This is a genomic window from Xenorhabdus szentirmaii DSM 16338 (assembly GCF_002632585.1).
In the GTDB taxonomy this organism is placed as follows: Bacteria; Pseudomonadota; Gammaproteobacteria; order Enterobacterales; family Enterobacteriaceae; genus Xenorhabdus; species Xenorhabdus szentirmaii.
In genome coordinates, this window is record NZ_NIBV01000001.1 from 1,593,715 (window position 1) to 1,614,719 (window position 21,005).

A 21,005-nucleotide genomic window follows, 5' to 3' on the forward strand; every position below is an offset into this window, starting at 1 on the left:
TTATGCCAGAAGCGGCAAGGTTGGGGGATACGATAGGCCATTCCAATGCAATGGCTGGATTAATTGGTGGAACCCTTATCGGCTCCTTGATTTCAGCCGCAGGTGGAATTGCGGCCGGCTTTCTTTTTGCAGCCGGGGTGGCGGCCTCTTGTATCGGGGTTGGCGTGTTGTTGATTGGTGCTGCCGTTGCTGTGGGAATGGCAGCAAGCACTTTAGGGGATAAGGCGCGTGATGCCGGTGTTTCAATGGGGGCATCGTCGCAAAGCCCCACCGGAACCATTACAACAGGTTCACCCAATGTCTTTATCAATAACAAGGCGGCGGCCATTGCGACACGGAGTCAGGTGGCATGCAGTAAGGAAAATGGTATCCGTCAGATGGCGCAAGGTTCGGATTCCGTACTGATTAACGGGCTTCCTGCATCGCGGGTGGGCGATAAAACCACCTGCGATGCCGCCGTGATGACGGGTTCCCCGAATGTCATTATCGGTGGGGGAACAAAAACAACGGAAAAAATCACGCCGGAAATTCCTAAGTGGGCGTATACCGCCTCTGATTTAACCATGTTTGCGGCGGGGTTGCTCAGTTTTGGCGGGGCGGCCGCCAAAGGCCCCGGTGCTTTGCAAAAGCTGTTCAGTAAATTGCCGGGGGCAGATAAAATCCGCAAATTTGCGTGCCGGTTTGGCTGGCTTGGCGTGGCCTTGCCAGTGGTGGGCATTTTGACGAATCCGGTTGAAGTCATTGCCGGTCAAAAATTCCTGAATGATGACGATGAACTGGATTTTGTTTTTGAGGCTGAATTCCCTCTTTACTGGCAACGCAGTTACCTGAGCAGCTATCAGTATGACAGTGTGCTGGGGCAGGGCTGGAATTTATTCTGGGAAAGCCAGTTAATCTGTGTTGAAGAAGGTATGCTCTGGCGCAATTTGTCCGGTGATATCGTGCCTTTCCCAGATGTGCCGGAAGGCCATCGTTGTTTCTGTCCGGATGCACAAAGCTGGCTGATACACACGGAAGACGGCGAATGGGAAATCAGGGATGCGGGCGAATTGGTTTATCACTATGCCGCTTTTGATAATGAAGGCATCGGCCGGTTAAGTCATATCCGTGATAATGTTGGTAATGAACAGCGATTCTATTACAACGATCGGCATCAGATGGTCAATATCACCGGTTGTGGTGCAATGAATCTGCACTGTGATTATCAGCTCATGGAAATCAATGGCAAAATGGTTTCCCGGCTTACTACCGTCTGGCGGGTGTTGTATAACGGTCAACGCATTCGCCTTTGCCACTATCACTATGATGAAAACGCCCGGCTGACTGGTGTCAACCACCGCAATGACCATCTCCAGCGTCAATTCGGCTGGACTGAACACGGTATGATGGCGTGGCATCAGGACACGCGCGGGCTGCGTTGTGATTATGCATGGGGATCCATCGAAGAAGGTTTGTGGCGTGTTATTTCCCAGAAAACCAGCGAAGGCGCAGGCTACCGACTGGATTATGATGATGAAAACCTGACCCGTACCGCCCATTGGCATGATGGCTCTTGTGCCGTCTGGAGATTAAACGAGGATCATCAAATCATTCATTGTACTGACCGTAATGGCACAGAGCACCATCTCTTTTGGGATGAGTTTGGTCTGCCGAGCGGATACAAAGATGGCGAAGATCATACCCGTTCAGGTGAATGGGACAAATTAGGCCGGCTGCTGAGCATGACCGATGGCAACGGCAATCAGACACAGTGGCAATACCAGAATGACACGGACAGGCTGGCTTTCATTTTCTGGCCGGATGGCACAGAAACGACGCTGGAATATGATGAGTTCGGGCGCCTGGTCAGCGAAACGTCACCACTGAAACAAACGACCCGTTATTACTACAGCTTAAAGACACTGCGCCCTCATAAACGCACGGATGCCAAAGGCGGTGACAGTCATTTTATGTGGAATGGTCAGGGGCAGTTAATCAGCCATACTGACTGTTCAGGGCAAAGAAGCACATGGGGCTATGATGATGAAAACCGGTTGAGCCGTTTTATCAATGCCCTGATGGAAAGCGTCCGTTATCACTATGACGATAACGGACAGCTCTCAATGGTGACTTACCCGGACGGCTCGACAGAGCAAATGGTGTGGGACAATGCCGGTCAGCTTACCCATCACCAGCGCAATGAAAATGCTTCCCGTGGCTGGGAATACAACGCTCTGGGACAGGTGGTGTGTGCCACTGACCGTTTGCAACGCCAAATCCGTTATCATTACAATCCCGAAGGCTATCTGGTACAGATTGAAAACGCCAATGGCGGACGCTATCAGCTGAACCGTGATGCAGAAGGGCGTTTGATTGAAGAAATCCGCCCTGACGATACCCTTATCCAATACGAATACAATGCTGCCGGTTTGTTGCGCGCTGAAAAACGCATGGGGGATCGGGTATTCCGGCAACCTGTCCGCGTGGTTTACCTGCATTACGATGCCGCGGGCAACCTGATTAAACGGGAAACCGGCACCGACAATTACCAGTACCAGTGGGATAACATGGATCGGTTACTGGCCGCCTCCCGTGAACCGAATGCCACCGGAAAACAACTGGGGTTATTGCCGAATACGGTTAGCTTTGCCTACGATGCACTGGGGCGGGTGCTCCGGGAACAGAGTGGTGAAGATATTCTCCAGTTCAGTTACGACGAAATGGATAACCTGACCGAACTGACCCTGCCACAAGGCGATACCCTGCGCTGGCTTTACTATGGTTCCGGTCATCTCAGTGCCATTCGGCATAATCAGCAGATGATTACGGAATTTGAGCGTGATAATTTGCACCGCGAAACCAGCCGGACACAAGGTAAATTGTTCCAGTTCCGCAAATATGATCCGCTGGGGCGTCGCATCAGCCAATACAGCGTCAGGGATAAATCAGCGGCTATTGGACAGGGCAAACCGTGGCGTGCGTGGCATTACGACCAACAGGATGATCTGTCCCTGATGGAAGACCATTACCGGGGCTGGGTGGAGTATCTGTATGACTCGGAAAGCCGGCTGAAAAAAGTCACCAGCGTGGACAGCTTTGAAGAAATGCTGTGGTACGACCGAGCGGATAACCTGCTTGAACGTCCGCAATCCATGCTGGAAAGAGAGGCTGAGCAGCAAAAGCACCTGACTCCACAGGGGGACAGGTTGAGCCAGTGGAACCAATGGCGTTATGAGCATGATGCTCATGGCAATGTTATCAGCCGTGGGACAAGCAGCGGCAATCGACAAATCTACCGTTATGATGGTGATAATCGCCTGATGTTTGCTGAAGGCAACGGCATGAAAGCCATTTATCATTACGATGCCCTGGGCCGACGTATCCGCAAGGTAGTGACCACCTGGCCGACAGGGACGCCTCAGCAGGATCAGACGGATTTTGTCTGGCATGGATTGAAATTATTGCAGGAGCGCAACGTCAATACGGGTAAAACCCATACCTATTGTTACGAATCCCACGAGAGCTATACGCCGTTGGCCTGTATCGTTGCTAAAAGTTCTGTGCGTAATTACTTTTGGTATCACACGGATATTAACGGTGCGCCACTGGAAGTCACGGACGAAAACGGAAAAATCGCATGGTCAGGAAAATATGATGCCTTTGGTGCCGTCAACAGCACCACGATGGCGTATTTTACCGATACGGAACGCTCATCCCGAAACTTTGACCAGAACCTGCGTTATGCCGGGCAATATTTTGACAAAGAGACCGGGCTGCACTTTAATACTTATCGGTATTATGCGCCGGAGATTGGTCGGTTTATTTCGCCAGATCCGATCGGGTTGAATGGTGGCATAAATTTATACGCTTATGCACCTAATCCATTGTTGTGGATTGACCCACTGGGATTATATAAAGGAGAAGGTCAGCGAGATTTAGGAAAATATCATGTCTTCCATGAACATACACTGAATCCATCTGAATATGAATTATCCGATGGGCAACACTTCAAACGAGGTAATAAATCTGTTCATGAGCGTATACAGAAAGATCCTGAATTTAAGCGTGAAATGCAAACGAAGTATCCGGCAGTTGTAGATCACGTTAAGCCAAATTCAAAAGGAAATCATAGCACTCGAGCACCAAAAGGAATGACGTGGCACCATGAAAATGAATCAGGCAAATTGAGTTTAGTTGATTACAATGACCATAAGTCTTATCACAAAATTTATCACCCTGACGGCTCTGGAGGTAGGAAAAAATGGGGCGGTGGCTCAGATTGTCGTTAACAAAAGAAGGTAATTTATGAAGACTATTAAAGGGTTTGATGGGCTATTAGTAATTTATAAAGAGCTTGAAGATGCAATGGGCTTTTTCGTTGATCCTGACTTTAAGAATGAAATCAATTGTATTAATGATGCAACATATTACCTTTCTGAAACGAGGGATGAAGACTTTGATATGGAAGAAATGGAAGATGAATATAAAACTTGGTTAGACTACCAAACATTCAGAGCCATCATTGATAACAAACTCGAACATCACCCCAATGCAACCCGTGATGAATTGCTGGAAGCTGTGGTGTATTACCTTGAAGAAGATGATTTCTTAGATTAATTATTAGGCGGGAAGTTTTAATAATCTTCCCGCTGTTTTTCATAATATCCTTGCCCATAATCTGCAATCAGTTTGTGTATTCTGAACTTGATCTCACTGGGCTGGTTTTACTGGTATTAGGCTGAATGTAATTATTGGAGTAATTATGCCAATCGTGTATGGTAATGGTTTGAATAATGAAAAGATTGTTGAAATTGAAAATAAGTATTCAATTTCTTTTTCAAAAGAGTACATTGATTTTTTAAATAAAAATAATGGATTGATTATTAGAGATCCAGAGTTCTGTAATCTTCCTTATAACAAGGTAGATAATGGTTATATATCGTTTCATACATTGTTTGGACTTGATTTTATTAATGAAAATTTTGACCTTATTGGAAATAACGATGATTATCTAGACGAAATCTCTTTCATTGACTCTAGCTTCATTATTGGTTCTGATCCTGGTGATAATTTTTATGTTTTAGTTAATAATGGAAATTATAAAGGAATATATTATTGGGATAGAACACATTTACATGTAGAAGATGATTTACAAGGTTATCACTTCGAAGAAGTAGATGAATGTGGAAATCTATATAAGGTTTCTGATTCATTTGGTGATTTCTTGAAATATATTATTGAGTTCACTAAAAACGAAGAAAATTAATGTAAGGTCAAGGTGGGTTAAAAACAGTCATACTATGATTTGTCTTTATATCCACCTGCCTTATAAATTGTAGAGAGATACGATTTATACATCTAAAAATTAGAGTGAATATGTTAAATAAGAATAAAAAATACTACTTAGCAGATATTATAACTGATATGAAAAATATTGACGCAAGGGATGATGGTTTTTGCCTATATGGCGCTAATGATGAAAAATTGAAAAAAGATGGTAATTATTACATCGCAGCTTTTCCTGATGTTGATGATAATGACGAAGAAGTATACCCACAAATAGTTGTTAAAAATAAATTACATTATTTATATTCAGGACAACAACTTGCTGATGTAATTGATACAGTTCTTGCACAGAAACCATCTGCGACGTTGGACGACTTTGTTATGGCACTTAATGATTATACTGAAAATGATGACTTTTTAGATTTTTGATATAACAATTAATGTCGCAAGAGAAACATTCCCCAGTTATTAACTGGGGGATTATAGTAGAACAATAGCCTAGACTTCCTATAAGCTAGTTAAACGTATATACAGAAGAAAGTTATTTTCATTAAGAAAATAAAATCTTGTTTTTCAGTGTATTATGAGGAGGTGAATATTTGACCTCGTTTAGCCCAACCGATATAGTATTTGACTATACTAACGATCCATCGCCTGTCAGGATCGCCTTCGGGTGGCGAAATAAATCTATGGTCTTCTCCGTTTTTGCAACACTAATTTTGATGAATTTAGGGTTTGCGTAAATCTATCCGGCGTCAAAGTTGGCAAAATTGCCAGCGCCTCAATGAATTCCACACCTGATACACCTAAAAATCCAACCGACTTCAATGAGCCATTTTGCCAATCAGGTTTTCATCAGGCCGATAGTGTCATCAATTATCAGTCTTCGCAAAATCAGATGGGTAATAATGGTTAACTTCAATTTCAATAAGCCAAAATTAAACTTCGAATACAGTGTGCCGTGTCGTGACTGCCCAGGCTATTCTGGCAAGTTTATTGGCTAATGCACAGACCACCACATTGGTATGTTTTCGTTCCCGTCGCCTTTTAACCCATTCTGCTAATCTCCCCGACCGATATGCCAGCGATTGCATGAATGAACGGGTGCAGAGCACTAACAGTTGCCGGAGTTTTTTATCGCCCCGCTTGCTGATACCCAACAAGGCCGTCTTGCCTCCGGTACTGTATTGTCGGGGAAACCAAGCCCGTCGAGGCAGCAAAGTCCCGACTGCGGGCATATTGCTTTCCATCCTCTAATTGTGATGATAATGCACTCGCCGTCATGGGACTAATACCACGAATTGTCATGAGTCGTTGCCCCGTTTCATCCTGCATGACTTCCTGCATCAACGCCGTTTCAATCTCCGTTATTTGTTCAGCCAAATAGCGATAATGGGCCTGTAACCGCAATAATAATTGGGCCAGATAAGGTGGTGGTGCGTGTTCGGTCAGGACGGTGGAAAGGCCATTTATAATGGCAATTCCTTTCGGCATACTGATGCCAAATTCCAGCAGGAACGCGTGCATTTGGTTGGTGGTTTTCACTTTATCCCGAACCAGAGATCCTCTGACCCGGTGAAGTGCCCGTATGGCCTGTTGAGCTTCCGTTCAGGGTTGGACAAACCGCATTGAAGGCCTTGAAGCCGCTTCACAGATAGCTTCGGCATCAATAAAATCATTCTTGTTACTTTTCACGAAGGGACGGACAAACTGCGGTGAAATTAATTTTGTTTCATGTCCCAATTCAGCAATCCGTCTTGTCATAAAATGCGCCCCGGCACAGGCTTCCATGACAACGGTTGCAGAAGCGCATTCAGCCATAAATTCCATCAATGTAGTTCGGGTTAATTTTTTGTGCAGCAGGGCTTTTCCCGATTTATCCTGACAGTGGAGATGAAAAGAATGTTTACCGAGATCAATACCAATAAGCGCGATGTTGTTCATGATGCTGGCCTCTTAATAAGATAATCACCCCTGTTAATATACTGTTGTCAGGGGAGAGGGGAACCATTTCATTTATTACGTTTGCAGCAAACTGATTAACCCTTGTCGATATTTCAAATCGCAGTAGTGAAAAATCACGATGTTGTTTGAAACGGAGGCGTGACAAAATAACGGATAGTTTATAGAGAGGGTTGTTCTTGGATGTTATTTCACCATATATAATGATTGATAAGAGTGATGTTCTCTTAGGAAAGTATATAAGATAAAAAGCCCCAGCAATGATTTAATTTGTATAGAAATTCGTATGGATTTGGATAGGTTAATTACAAATGTCATTTAATATCAATATGTTAATTTGTTTGTTTTATTCTAGCGGGAGCATTGATGTTTAGAGTTTATCATTCAAATCAGTTGGATATTCTTAAGGAATTGATGACGATATTGATTCGGGACAATCCCCTGCCTGATCCCTTTGGCAAAGAAGTGATCCTTGTTCAAAGCCCCGGCATGTCGCAGTGGCTGCAAATTCAGATAGCAGAAAAACTGGGTATTGCCGCAAATATGGAGTTTCCGCTGCCCGCGACGTTTATTTGGCAGATGTTTACTCAAATATTGCCTGATGTCCCCAAAGACGGAGCTTTCAGCAAAGATGCCATGAAATGGAAGCTGATGACTCTACTGCCGAATTTACTGGCAGAGCCTGAGTTTTTGTCACTCAGGCATTATCTTGATCAGGATAGTGATAAACGCAAGATCCACCAATTGGCGGGACGGATCGCCGACCTGTTTGACCAATATCTGGTTTATCGCCCTCAATGGCTGGAAAGTTGGGAAGATGGTCAGTTAATTGATGGTTTGAGCAGCAATCAGTTATGGCAAAAAAGGTTATGGTCTGAACTGACTGAATATACCCGTCGGTTACAGCAACCTTTGTGGCACCGGGCCAATTTATATCAACGGTTTATTAGCACGCTGGAATCAGGGGATTTTCCGCCGGGAAATTTACCCTCACGCGTTTTTATTTGCGGCATATCGACATTGCCCCCTGCCTATTTACAAGTTTTTAAGGCGTTAGGGCAACATATTGATATTCATCTCATGTTCACTAACCCGTGCCAATATTATTGGGGAGATATTCAGAGTTATACGTTTCTCGCCAAGCTGAACAGCCGTAAACCCAAACATCATCAAAGCAGCCAGTTGCTGGAGAGATTCAAAGATCCGGAAAATGCATCCTCACTTTTTAATGAAGAGGGAGAACAGAACTTAAATAATCCTTTGTTGGCCTCTTGGGGAAAGCTGGGGAGGGATAATCTTTACCTATTATCACAATTGGAACCGGATTCTGATATTCATGCCTTTGTTGAATTAGAACCTGATTGCATCTTGCATCAAGTTCAACGGGATATTCTTGATCTTGAAGATTACGCCCAGATTGGTGCAACAGAGAATACATTCAAAAACAGCCTGAAAAAGCGCCCATTTGATTGTATCGATCGTTCATTGACTTTCCATTCATGCCATAGCCCACAGAGAGAAGTGGAGGTACTGCAAGATCAAATCCTGCATTTGCTGGATGATAACCCTTCGCTGACACCGAGGGATATTATTGTGATGATGGCGGATATAGACAGCTATGCCCCTTATATTCAGGCTGTGTTCGGTAATGCACCCAGTGAACGTTACATTCCTTTTGCCATTTCTGACCGGAAAGCCAGTCAGGCACACCCCGTCTTGCAGGCATTTATTAATTTGCTGGATTTACCGCAGAGCCGGTTTACGGCAGAACAGGTACTGGCATTACTGGAAGTTCCGGCTCTAGCCGGTAAATTTTCCATTCAGGAAGAAGGGCTGCGCTTGCTGCGGCGCTGGGTAAAAGAATCGGGCATCTGCTGGGGATTGGATGATGACAATATAGAAGCCTTGTCTTTACCTGTCACAGGGCAGAATACCTGGCGTTTTGGTTTAACACGCATGCTGTTGGGGTATGCGATGGATAGCCACGCCGGGCCATGGAATGCAGTCCTGCCTTATGATGAATCCAGTGGCCTTGCTGCTGAATTGGCTGGGCAACTGGCTGAATTTCTGATGGAGCTGAACCACTGGCGTAAGATTTTGGGTGAAGATCGGAAATTGGCGGAGTGGTTAACCGTGTGCCCGCAACTGCTGGATACTTTCTTTGAAGTGGATGAAGAAACAGAATTAGTGCTGGCACTGATTACTCAGCAATGGCAAAAATTGATTGAAAGTGGTTTGAATGCGCATTACGGCGAAAGCGTTCCTTTGGTGCTGCTACGTGATGAACTGGCATTTCGTTTTGATGATGAAAAGATAAGCCAGCGTTTTCTCGCCGGATCGCTGAATTTCTGTACCCTGATGCCTATGCGTTCTATTCCTTTTAAGGTTGTCTGCCTGCTGGGAATGAATGACGGGGTTTATCCCAGGACAATTCAGCCGCTTGGGTTTGACCTGATGGTAGAAAAAACACAAAGAGGGGATAGAAAACGGCGTGATGATGACCGTTACCTTTTTCTGGAAGCATTGGTATCGGCGGAGCAATATCTTTATATCAGTTATATTGGTAAATCTATTCGGGATGATACTGAATGTAACCCATCAGTGTTGATTAATGAGTTACTGGATTACGTTTGCCAGAGTTTTTGTCTGTCAGGTGACGAAATACTGAATGTCGATGACAGTTCAAGGAACGTCAGAAACTATTTGCTATCACAGCATGCACGAGTTCCTTTTGCGACGGAAAATTTCCTGCCCAACCATTATCGGCAAAGTTATGCATCGGAATGGTTACCTGCGGCAACTCAGCAAGGCATTTCAAACGGGGATTTTTGTCATCCTATTGAATTTGATTGCAGTGAGGTGAAAGAAATCTCTTTGGATGAACTGATTCGCTTTTACCGTCATCCTGTCCGGGCGTTTTTTCAGCAACGTTTAAAGGTTCATTTTGTCATTGAGGAAATGGAATTACCGGAAGAAGAGCCTTTTGTTTTGGATAACTTGCAACGTTATCAATTTAACCAGTTACTTTTGAGCATTTTGCTGGAGCAAGGCCCTCCAGATGCTTTATTTGCCCATCTCAAGGCATCGGGAGGGTTGCCATATGGTGCGTTTGGTGAGGTTTATTGGATGAATCAATTGGAATCGATGCAGCTATTGGCAGACAAAGTGAATGGGGAAAAAATGGATTCGTTCTCTGTTGACCTGTATGAAAATCTGGGCACTGTTGTATTGACCGGAAGAATCAATCAAGTTCAAAACGATGGAATTTTACGTTGGCGCCCTGCGAACTTAACGGCCAATGATGGTATCCAACTATGGATTGAACATCTTGCCTATTGTCTTTCTGGTAGAACGAATGAAAGCCGTATGTACGGTAAAGGGGAAAAAGAGGGAAGGAAAGGCAAAGAATGGCGTTTTTTACCGTTGAACAAGGATGAAGCAAAAGAGATTCTGAATCAGATGGTCAGAGGCTATTTTAAAGGCATGTCAGAGCCTCTTCCCCTATTCTGCCGAAGTGGTTGGGCATGGCTGGAAGCCTGTTTTGATAAGAAAAAGCAGGAGATCAATTTAAATGATGAGGCTCAACAGAGAGCGGAAAATAAATTGATAGAACAATGGCTGGGAACACACGACAGAAAAGGTGAAGGCAGCGATCATTATGTGCAGAGAGTTTTCCGGCAAGTTGATCAATTGTTGTTAGAACGCATGAAATGCGAAATTCAGAGCTATTTATTGCCGATGGCTCGTTATTCAAGTAGTTGATTATTAAATATAGGGAGAATTATTAGGTTATGCCTAAATATATTATCCGCATCATGACGATGCTTTTTCTGCTGTTTTTTGGTGTCACAACGTATGCACAGTCTCTATGGAGTGTATTGCCGGATACCATTCACAAGAGTCAGCGTGATCCTCGCCAATATCAGGCTATTCAGCTCAACAATGGTATGACGGTTATGCTGGTGTCTGATAAAAAGGCGGTAAAATCATTGGCTGCCATTGCCCTCCCTGTTGGTCATATGGAAAACCCAGATAACCAATTGGGATTAGCCCATTATTTAGAACATATGGTGTTAATGGGGTCTAAACGTTATCCTCAGCCGGGTGAATTTGCGGAGTTCCTGCAAAAAAATGGGGGCAATCGCAATGCCAGTACAAGCGCTAACCGCACAGCTTTCTATTTGGAAGTTGAAAACAATGCCTTAATCGGGGCTGTTGATCGCCTTGCAGATGCACTTGCAGAACCGCTGCTGGACCCTGTTAATGCTGACCGTGAACGCAATGCCGTTGATAATGAAATGACCATTGCCCGTGCTGGTGAAGGCCATCGTATGTGGCAGATCCGGGCTGAGACTATCAATCCCGCTCACCCTAATGCCCGTTTTTCGGGTGGAAACCTGGATACACTGAAAGATAAGCCTGACAGCAAATTACAAACAGCACTTGTTGATTTTTATCATCGCTATTACTCCGCTAATCTGATGAAAGGTGTTCTGTATGGTGACCAGCCGATTAACAAATTGGCACAGATTGCAGCAGAAACATTTGGGCGCATTCCAAATCACCATGCTACGGTGAGCCCCATTACGGTTCCTGCAATAACGGATAAAGAAAAAGGCACAATTATTCATTATGTTCCTGCCCAGCCCCATAAGTCGTTGCGGCTGGAATTCAGCATACCTGACAATAGTGCAGAATTTCGCAGTAAAACAGATGCGTATATCAGCTACCTGATTGGTAACCGCAGCCAGAATACTTTGTCTGACTGGTTGCAGAAACAGGGGCTGATAGAAGTGATCAGCGCGTCCACCAACCCGAAAACCGATGGTAATTCGGGAACATTCAACATTTATGTCGGATTAACGGACAAAGGGCTGGCACATCGTGATCAGGTTATTGCCGCCATTTTTTCTTACATCAATTTATTAAAGCAAAAAGGCATCCAAAAGAATTACTTTGATGAAATGACCAGAGTATTCAATTTGTCATTTGAATATGCGTCAATTGTGCGGGACATGAATTACATTGAAGCGCTGTCAGATTCTCTGCTGCAATTACCGATTTCCAATGTGCTGGATGCGGATTATATTGCGAGTGATTTCGATCCCAAAGCCATCGCTGCCCGTCTGGATGAATTAACACCGGAAAATGCCCGCATCTGGTTTGTCAGCCCAACGGAGCCACATAACAAAGAAGCTTACTTTGTTCAGGCTCCGTATCAAGTCAATAAGATTACCGGTAAGCAGATAGCCACGTGGAAACAGCTCGAGCAGGAAACGTCGTTCTCCTTGCCTGAGCTGAATCCTTATATTCCGAATAAACTGACCCTGATTGAAAAAACAGCCGGCCAGAAACATCCTGAAATGATATTGGAGCAGCCGAATGTTCGCCTGCTGTATATGCCAAGCCAATATTTTGCCGATGAACCCAAGGGCAGCATTACGTTAGAAATGCGCTATCCTGACGGACTGAAGACAATTAAAGATCAATTGGCCGATACACTGCTGGCCTATTTGTCTGATGTTGCATTGGATCAATTGGGTTACCAAGCCTCTGTCGGTGGAATGGGGATTTCTACAGGATATGCAGATGGCCTGAAAATCGGCGTCAGTGGCTATACGCAATATTTGCCTGAATTATTAGCCTCTGTGATTCATCAATATATTTCTTTTACGCCGACTCAGGAAGAATTGGATCAGGCGAAATCATGGTATCGGGAAAAGATTGAGGTTACAAACAACAGTAAAGCCTATCAAATGGCGATGCAGCCCGTTTCACGTCTTTCGAGTTTCCCTTACTTTGAACAGGACGAGAAACTGAAGGCGCTGGAAGCAGTGACTATTGACGATATTGTGAAATATCGCGAAAAAATGATCCGACATTCGGCGTTACAGGCACTGATTTTCGGTAACTTAACGAAGCAACAGAGTATTGATATTGTTCAGGCAGCCCATCAACAGCTCGCCAATCAGGGAACGGTATGGTGGACGGGAGAGCATATCGTCATTGATCATAATTATGCGGTTGATGTCCAGGGAACGGCCAACAGTACAGATAATGCATTGGCGGAACTCTATATTCCAACGGGGTATAGCCGCATCAAAGGGCAAGTTTATTCCAATTTGTTGAGTAGCATTTTGTCCCCGTGGTTCTATGATCAATTGAGAACAACGGAACAGCTTGGCTATGCTGTTTTCGCTTTCAATCAGAATGTCGGTAACCATTGGGGGATCAGTTTCCTGTTGCAGAGTAACAGCCAGTCCCCTGATTATCTGCATCAACGCTATCAAAGCTTCTATCAACAAGCGGATAAAAAATTGAAAGCGATGTCTGAAGCTGAATTTGAGCAGTATAAAAATTCATTGCTGACAGAAATGCGCCAACCACCACAAATGTTCTATTCAGAAGTCTCTCGCTATGGCTCAGACTTTGGGCGTAATAATTTCAAATTTGATACTCATGAGAAAACGATTGCGGAGATGGAAAAAGTCACTCGAGATCAATTGATTGATTTTTATGACAAAGCCGTGATGAAGCGCCAGGGGCTAGCGCTGATTTCTCAAATCACCGGGAAAAAAGGCGCAGCCCACCAATATGCAGAGCTGACTGGCTGGAAAACGTATAACTTTGTGTCAGATTTTCAAAAACAATTACCAGTCAAGGTGAATGCTCAGTGAGCAAAGAAAAACTGGCCCATGAAATGGTGGGCCATCGTGTGCAGTCTCATCAACTCAATCCGTTAACGCTGCCATTGTATGGCCAGCGGCTGATTGAGGCTTCAGCAGGGACAGGAAAAACTTACACAATAGGTTTGCTTTATCTTCGTTTATTACTGGGACTGGGCGGCTCTGCCGCCTTTTTCCGGCCTTTGAGTGTTGAAGATATTTTAGTTGTGACTTTTACCAAAGCGGCGACAGATGAATTACGTGGGCGTATTCGTGAAAACATCCACCGGCTTCGCCTGGCTTGCATACGGGAAGATGTCAGCGTCAGTGATCCCATTTATCAGCAATTGCTGGATGAAATTCCGGACAGAAAGAGTGCTGCTGATTGGTTATTGCTTGCTGAACGTCAGATGGATGAAGCGGCAATTTACACTATTCATGGGTTTTGCCAAAGAATGCTGGCGCACAATGCGTTTGAATCGGGTGTTTTGTTTGAACAAACATTAATTCATGATGAAAGCCAGTTGCATAAACAAGGTTGTGCCGATTTCTGGCGTCGCCACTGTTACCCCCTGCCGTTGGAAATAGCGACGGAGGTAAGCCGGATATGGAGTGGTCCGGAAGCGTTGCTGAAAGACATTTCGGGTTATTTGCAAGGAGATATGCCGTACATTGTCAGCGCTGCCGATAGTGATGAAACGTTGTTGAGCCGCCACAAAAAAATCATTGAACAGATTGATTTGATAAAGCGCCAATGGAATGAGGCGGCTTTTGATCTCCTTGAGCTTATCACTAACTCCGGTGTTGATAAGCGTAGTTACAGCAGCAGGCATTTACCGAACTGGTTAAATAAAGTTTCTGAATGGGCGCTGTCACCGACTCAGGACTACCAGCTTCCCAAAGATTTGGATAAATTTTGTCAATCCACCTTGTTGGAAAAGACCAAAAAAGGTGATGCTCCACGGCATTCATTGTTTGATGCGATTGAGGCGTTATACCGGCATCCGCTGACAGTGAAAGATATCATTATTCCTAAGGCGATAGCGGAAGTCCGGCAATCAGTTTACCAAGAGAAACTGATGCGTGGTTATATAGGATTTGATGATCTGTTGACCCGTTTGGACAGTGCCTTACAGCGAGCTGGGGGAGAGCAGCTTGCGGAGGCGATACGGCAGCGTTATCCCGTCGCGATGATTGATGAATTTCAGGACACTGATCCACAGCAATACCGTATTTTTCAGGCTATATACCGTTATCAGCCACATCAGGCAGAAGATGGTTTACCGAAAAATCCGCCACCAGAGAATACATCGGCAGAAAATGGCCTGCTGTTTATCGGTGATCCTAAACAAGCCATCTATGCATTCCGTGGTGCGGATATTTTTACTTATATTCGTGCGCGTTCCAATGTCCGTGCCCATTACACACTGGAAACTAACTGGCGCTCGTCTGTACCGATGGTTTATTCCGTCAATAAGCTGTTTTCCCGGACAGAATTGCCATTTTTGTTTGAACAGATCCCGTTTATTCAGGTTAATGCCGCAGAGAAAAATCAGGCGTTGAAATTTACGTTGCATAACGAAGAGCAGGCTGCTTTGCGATTTTGGTTACAATCTGGGGAGGGAGTTTCCAAAAGAGAATATGAACAGAGCATGGCCCAGCAGTGTGCTGCACAAATTCGGGACTGGCTACAGGCAGGGCAAGAAGGAAAAGCACTCCTGCATCAGGCAGGAAAGCATCGGCCAGTGATGGCGGCGGATATTACGGTTTTGGTTCGTGACCGGCAGGAAGCATCTGTGATCCGTGATGAACTGAATGCACTGAAAATCCCTTCTGTGTTTCTTTCTAACCGAGAAAGTGTGTTTGATACGCCAGAAGCGAAAGATCTGCTGTGGTTATTACAGGCGGTATTGGCACCGGAGAAAGCGCGAGAGTTAAGGAGTGCGCTTGCCAGTAGTTTATTTGGCATGAGTGCGCAGCAAATCGATCAACTGAATCGTGATGAAAGAGCATGGGATCGCCTTGTTGATGAGTTTGATGGTTATGCTCGTTTATGGCGTACCCGGGGTGTGCTGCCGATGTTACGGGCAGTCATGGTGAAATATCAGATAGCAGAGAACTTGCTGGCCGGGAATGATGGAGAACGGCGTCTGACTGATATTATGCATATCGGTGAGTTATTGCAGGAAGCTTCACAACAACTGGATAGCGAACATGCGGTGACCCGTTGGCTGGCGCAACAAATTTCCCGTCCTAACTCTCAGTCAGAAAGTCAGCAAATGCGATTGGAGAGCGATCGCAGTCTGGTGAAAATTTGTACCATCCATAAATCCAAGGGATTGGAATACCCATTGGTTTTCCTGCCTTTCATTTGCAATTATAAGCAGCAAAAACAGGCGATTTACCATGATCGTCAGCATTTTGATACTCATCTCAATATTTCCCATGATGTCGAAAAGCAGAAAGCGGCTTTGAAACTGGCGGATGAAGAGCGTCTGGCGGAAGATTTACGTTTGCTCTATGTTGCGTTAACGAGATCGATTTATCACTGTAGCATCGGTATTGCACCCCTTATCAAAGGAAACAAGAGTAAAGAGGGAGATACGGATCTACATTTGTCCGCACTTGGCTATTTATTGCAAAAAGGCGAGCAAGGTAATGCGGCGTTGTTGGTGGACTGCCTCAGAGAAATGAGTGATGAGAATATAGAGTTCAGGTTCACAGAAGAGATTGCAGATGCTCCCTGGGATTCACAGCGTGAAAATCTGGCATCACTGGAAGCCAGAAAGTTCAGACGTGCTATTCGGGATGACTGGAGGGTAACAAGTTATTCAGGTTTACAACATTCAGCATCTGCCCTCAGTGCCCACGCTACCTTTGATAACCATGCCAGAGCATTCGGCGAATCCGTGGATGCTATCGTGCAATCCATTTCCCCCAAGATGGATATTGATGCGCGAGGTGAGAAAGAGGGGGAGCAAATGCTGCAAATGACTCCTCATGCTTTTCCTCGTGGAGCGTCGGCGGGGACGTTTTTGCACAGTATTCTGGAGAATATGGATTTTGCCCATCCCCCTGAACAAACATGGTTGGTGGAGAAGCTGGTGGCATCAGGTTTTGATGAGCATTGGGCGCCGGTATTGGAACAGTGGATAGATGATATCCTGAATGCAGAGCTGAATGAACAAGGGTTGAAACTTGTGCATATTCCCCGTCATCAGCAACAAAGCGAAATGCAGTTTTATCTGCCTGTCGATAAGTTGTTGCATGCAAAAGAGCTGGATGCAGTGAGCCGTCGTTATGATCCGTTGTCGGCACAATGCGCTCCGTTAATTTTTCGTCAGGTTAAGGGAATGTTGAAAGGGTTTATTGATCTGGTTTTTTGCTGGCAGGATAAATTTTACGTGGTGGATTATAAATCAAACTGGTTGGGCGAAAGTAGCCAGTCATATACGCAGGAAGCGATGGCGAAGGCCATGATAGAGCATCGTTACGATTTACAGTACCAGCTTTATTCATTGGCCCTGCATCGTTATTTACGTCATCGATTGGCCCATTACGATTATCAGCAGCATTTTGGTGGTGTGATATACCTGTTCTTGCGGGGCATAGATAAAGATAACCCCGGTCATGGTGTTTACTCCTATTTGCCTCCCGTGGCGTTTATTGACGAATTGGATTCGCTTTTCAGTGCTGTTGATGAGGAATAAATAATACGTATGAATTCCATGATGTCATTATTGCAGCAAGCTGTGGGTCAGAAATTGTTGCGTCCATTGGATGTGCAATTTGCCTACACCGTGATTGAAGATCAAAATCCGCTGTTATTGTTGGTTGCTGCTTTGTTGAGTGCTGAGTCTGGGGCCGGGCATGTTTGTTTGCCCCTGGAACGGATCTCACCAAAATATTTATTTGAAGGCAGGCAGCCTGAACTGACCAAGGCTATTTGGTCTTTCGCGGGAGAGCCTGATCTGACGGAAATCATTGCGGCTTTACAGGTATGTCCGGCAGTCAGTGAGGGGAATACGCCTGCACCGATTGTGCTTTCCCGGCAGGGAAATGCGAAATATCGCCTTTACTTACAACGTATGTGGCAAAGTGAACGGCGGGTAGCGCGTTTCTTTGCGTCTGTCGGAACCGGTGAAGTTTTAGAAGAGACTGCCATTGAAGAGACTGCCATTAATGAAACGCAGTTACGCACCATACTGGATGAGCTTTTTGGCGTTACTGCAAAAGAGGAAATAGATTGGCAGAAAGTGGCGGCGGCTGTTGCGGTGACAAGCCGAATCTCGGTCATCTCTGGAGGGCCGGGGACGGGAAAAACAACAACGGTGGCTAAATTGTTGGTTGCTTTGATTAAACTTCATGAAGGCCGGCAACTGAGCATTCAGTTAGCGGCACCAACAGGTAAGGCTGCGGCCAGATTGACGGAATCGCTCAGGGAAGCCGTCAAGAAATTGGATCTGACATTAGCGCAATGGCACAGTATTCCCGAACAGGCACAAACGATACACCGGTTGCTGGGGGCACAGCCAGATAGCCAAAAACTGCGTTATGGGCGTGATAATCCCCTGTCACTGGATATTTTGATCATTGATGAAGCATCCATGGTGGATTTACCCATGATGGCCCGTCTGATTGATGCTTTGCCGTCGCGGGCAAAAGTGATCTTTTTAGGCGACAAAGATCAATTGGCATCGGTGGAAGCCGGGGCAGTATTGGGGGATATCTGCCGGTTTGCGGAGCAAGGTTACAGCGTCAGGCGTGCTGAACAATTGGGCCGGTTAACCGGATGTGAACTGACCTCTTATGCTTTGCCTGATGTTGGCGAGAATATTTCTACCGTCCGGGATTGCTTATGCCTGCTGCGAAAAAGTTACCGTTTCAACGCATCTTCCGGTATTGGGCAACTGGCATCGGCGGTCAATCGGGGAGATCGCTCGGGTGTCTCCGGGCTGCTGAAACAATCTTTCCCTGATGTCTGTTTCAATCCATTGTCAGGGAATGAAGATTATCAGTGTCTGTTGCTGGAAACCGCGGAGGGCTATCATCAATATTTGGCGATGGTGAATCAGCGGGCATCAGAAGGGGCCATTTTAGCGGAATTTAACCGGTTCCGGTTGTTGTGTGCTTTGCGGGAAGGGCCGTTTGGGGTTTCCGGGTTGAATCAGCGGGTGGAACAATTGCTGCATCGGCAAGGGGTTATCAATTTCCCCAGAAATATGCCCAGAAATATGGAAAACCGCAGCTATGTGGGCCGTCCAATCATGATATTACGCAATGACAGTACCCTCGGGTTATTTAATGGTGATATTGGCATTATGCTGATGAACCAACATGATGAGCTGAAAGCTTACTTTCAGTTGTCTGACGGGCAAATCAAAGATTTTCAGCCAAGCCGGTTGCCTCAGCATGAGACGGCTTATGTCATGACTGTGCATAAATCTCAGGGATCTGAATTTGAACATACTGCATTGGTTTTACCGACCCAATATTCCCCCGCAGTCAGCCGTGAATTAGTGTACACGGCGCTGACGAGGGCCAGAGACAAATTGACTATCTATGCGCATAAGCCGGTTCTGGATAAGGCGGTTGCTGTCGCTACCCAACGACGCAGCGGGCTGGCTCATTGGTTTAGCTTATAGATTCTATAAATTCAGCATTAAGATTTTTGACCGGCGCTGGTAATTATACAGCGCTTGTTTTTCTTCTGGCAGGATCTCAACACCAACAGGTTCAAATCCTTTTTCCTGAAACCAGTGAATGCTTTGGGTCGTGAGTACAAACAGTTTTTCCAATCCTATCTGTTTGGCCTGATTGGCAATGGCATCCAACAGAACTTCTCCCCGGGAAGAGTTCCGGTAGTTAGGGTGTACCGCGACACAAGCCATTTCCCCGATTTTTTCAGCGGGATAAGGATATAACGCGGCACAGGCGATGGTGACGTTATCAAGCTCTATCAGCGTGAATTTATCAATTTCCATTTCTAATTGTTCCCGTGAACGCCGTACCAAGATACCTTGTTGTTCCAGAGGACGAATAAGTTCAAGGATGCCACCGATATCATTGATATTGGCCCGCCGGATTTGTTCAGAACTCTCCATGACAATTTGAGTTCCTATGCCTTCGCGCGAAAATAACTCTTGCACGAGTGAACCATTCTCTTGATAGCTGATCAAATGGCTACGGCGAATACCACGCCGACATGCTTTAATCGCCCCCCTTAAAAAACGCACGGCCCCTGAATAATCATCACTGGATTTCTCCAATTCATACAGAAACGTTTCTGCCTCATTGGGGAATATTTCTGGTCGGGTATTTCCCTCGGCATCAAGCACTCCTTGAGATGAGCAGAAGCCGATGAGTTTTTCTGCTTTTAATTTGATAGCCAGTTGTGTTGCGATTTCTTCTGTTGTCAGGTTAAAACTTTCTCCTGTCACGGAAACAGCCACAGGCCCAATCAGCACGATTGCGTTATTGTCCAATTGCCGATTAATGGCTTCTTCATCAATGCGGCGGATCTTGCCACTATGAAAATAATCGACACCATCATCGACGCCTAACGGTTGTGCAATAATGAAATTACCGCTGACAACGTTAATATGGGCGCCCTGTAATGGGGTATTGCTCAGGCTCATAGAAAGACGTGCAGTAATGTCCAGCTGCAATAAGCCGGCTGATTGTTTAACTAAATCAAGCGTCTCAGTGTCCGTGACCCTGATATGCTTGTGATATACCGATTGATAATTGTTTCTAGTAATATTCTGTTCAATTTGAGGGCGAGCACCGTATACAACGACTAAACGGATACCTAGGTTATGTAATAATCCTATGTCATTAATGATGTTGGCAAAATTATCATGGGCGATGGCTTCCCCACCTAACATGATGACGAATGTTTTGCCTCTGTGTGCATTAATATATGGAACAGACTGTCGGAAGAGTTCAACCAATTCGGTACTTTGCTCTTTCATGAAATCCTCTCTGAATGAATTATTATTCGATTTTTTTGTATTTTTATTCTTTTCGTGGCGAAATGGCAAGAGGAAAGATGGAGAAAAATAACGTTATTATTTATATTGAGATAAATGTATTGAGAAAGTATTCAGCGCT

At 45.1% G+C, this 21,005-nt stretch carries 9 protein-coding genes and 1 pseudogene; 8 read left to right on the forward strand and 2 right to left on the reverse strand.

The genetic code is table 11. The features are described from left to right. Positions 1-2 precede the first annotated feature (2 nt). From Xsze_RS07335 to Xsze_RS07350, 4 genes are all read left to right on the forward strand, one after another. On the forward strand, positions 3-4,268 hold the full coding sequence (locus Xsze_RS07335) for an RHS repeat-associated core domain-containing protein (protein WP_038236436.1): 4,266 nt from the start codon (positions 3-5) through the stop codon (positions 4,266-4,268). Positions 4,269-4,284: 16 nt separating this feature from the next. Then, complete coding sequence (locus Xsze_RS07340; protein WP_038236434.1) at positions 4,285-4,596, forward strand: DUF7716 domain-containing protein; 312 nt, start codon at positions 4,285-4,287, stop codon at positions 4,594-4,596. 145 nt (positions 4,597-4,741) lie between these two features. After that, positions 4,742-5,245 carry an SMI1/KNR4 family protein gene (locus Xsze_RS07345; protein WP_038236432.1) on the forward strand — a complete coding sequence of 168 codons (504 nt, stop codon included), beginning with the start codon at positions 4,742-4,744 and terminating at the stop codon, positions 5,243-5,245. Between the two features lie 110 nt (positions 5,246-5,355). After that, the gene (locus tag Xsze_RS07350; protein WP_038236430.1) at positions 5,356-5,694 is read left to right on the forward strand and encodes a DUF7716 domain-containing protein; all 339 of its coding nucleotides are present in this window, start codon (positions 5,356-5,358) and stop codon (positions 5,692-5,694) included. Positions 5,695-6,203: 509 nt separating this feature from the next. Here the strand turns inward: Xsze_RS07350 and Xsze_RS07355 are convergent. Continuing rightward, a pseudogene (locus tag Xsze_RS07355) lies at positions 6,204-7,209 on the reverse strand (IS110 family RNA-guided transposase). 384 nt (positions 7,210-7,593) lie between these two features. Here Xsze_RS07355 and recC point away from each other — a divergent pair. Genes recC through recD form a run of 4 tightly spaced genes read left to right on the forward strand, consistent with a single transcriptional unit; the run spans position 7,594 to position 19,537 of the window. Next, the gene (recC, locus tag Xsze_RS07360; protein WP_038236427.1) at positions 7,594-10,989 is read left to right on the forward strand and encodes an exodeoxyribonuclease V subunit gamma; all 3,396 of its coding nucleotides are present in this window, start codon (positions 7,594-7,596) and stop codon (positions 10,987-10,989) included. Positions 10,990-11,018: 29 nt separating this feature from the next. Further along, positions 11,019-13,904: a pitrilysin gene (gene ptrA / locus Xsze_RS07365; RefSeq protein WP_038236425.1), complete on the forward strand. Its 2,886-nt coding sequence runs from the start codon at positions 11,019-11,021 to the stop codon at positions 13,902-13,904. Between the two features lie 23 nt (positions 13,905-13,927). Then, positions 13,928-17,602, forward strand: coding sequence for an exodeoxyribonuclease V subunit beta (gene recB / locus Xsze_RS07370; protein ID WP_176553701.1), 3,675 nt, complete (start codon positions 13,928-13,930; stop codon positions 17,600-17,602). 18 nt (positions 17,603-17,620) lie between these two features. Beyond that, the gene (recD, locus tag Xsze_RS07375; protein ID WP_176553702.1) at positions 17,621-19,537 is read left to right on the forward strand and encodes an exodeoxyribonuclease V subunit alpha; all 1,917 of its coding nucleotides are present in this window, start codon (positions 17,621-17,623) and stop codon (positions 19,535-19,537) included. 3 nt (positions 19,538-19,540) lie between these two features. On the opposite strand, the gene argA is transcribed toward recD, so the two are convergent. Further along, positions 19,541-20,866 (reverse strand): amino-acid N-acetyltransferase, encoded by a 1,326-nt coding sequence (argA, locus tag Xsze_RS07380; RefSeq protein WP_038236419.1) that lies wholly within the window; start codon positions 20,864-20,866, stop codon positions 19,541-19,543. Positions 20,867-21,005 lie beyond the last annotated feature (139 nt).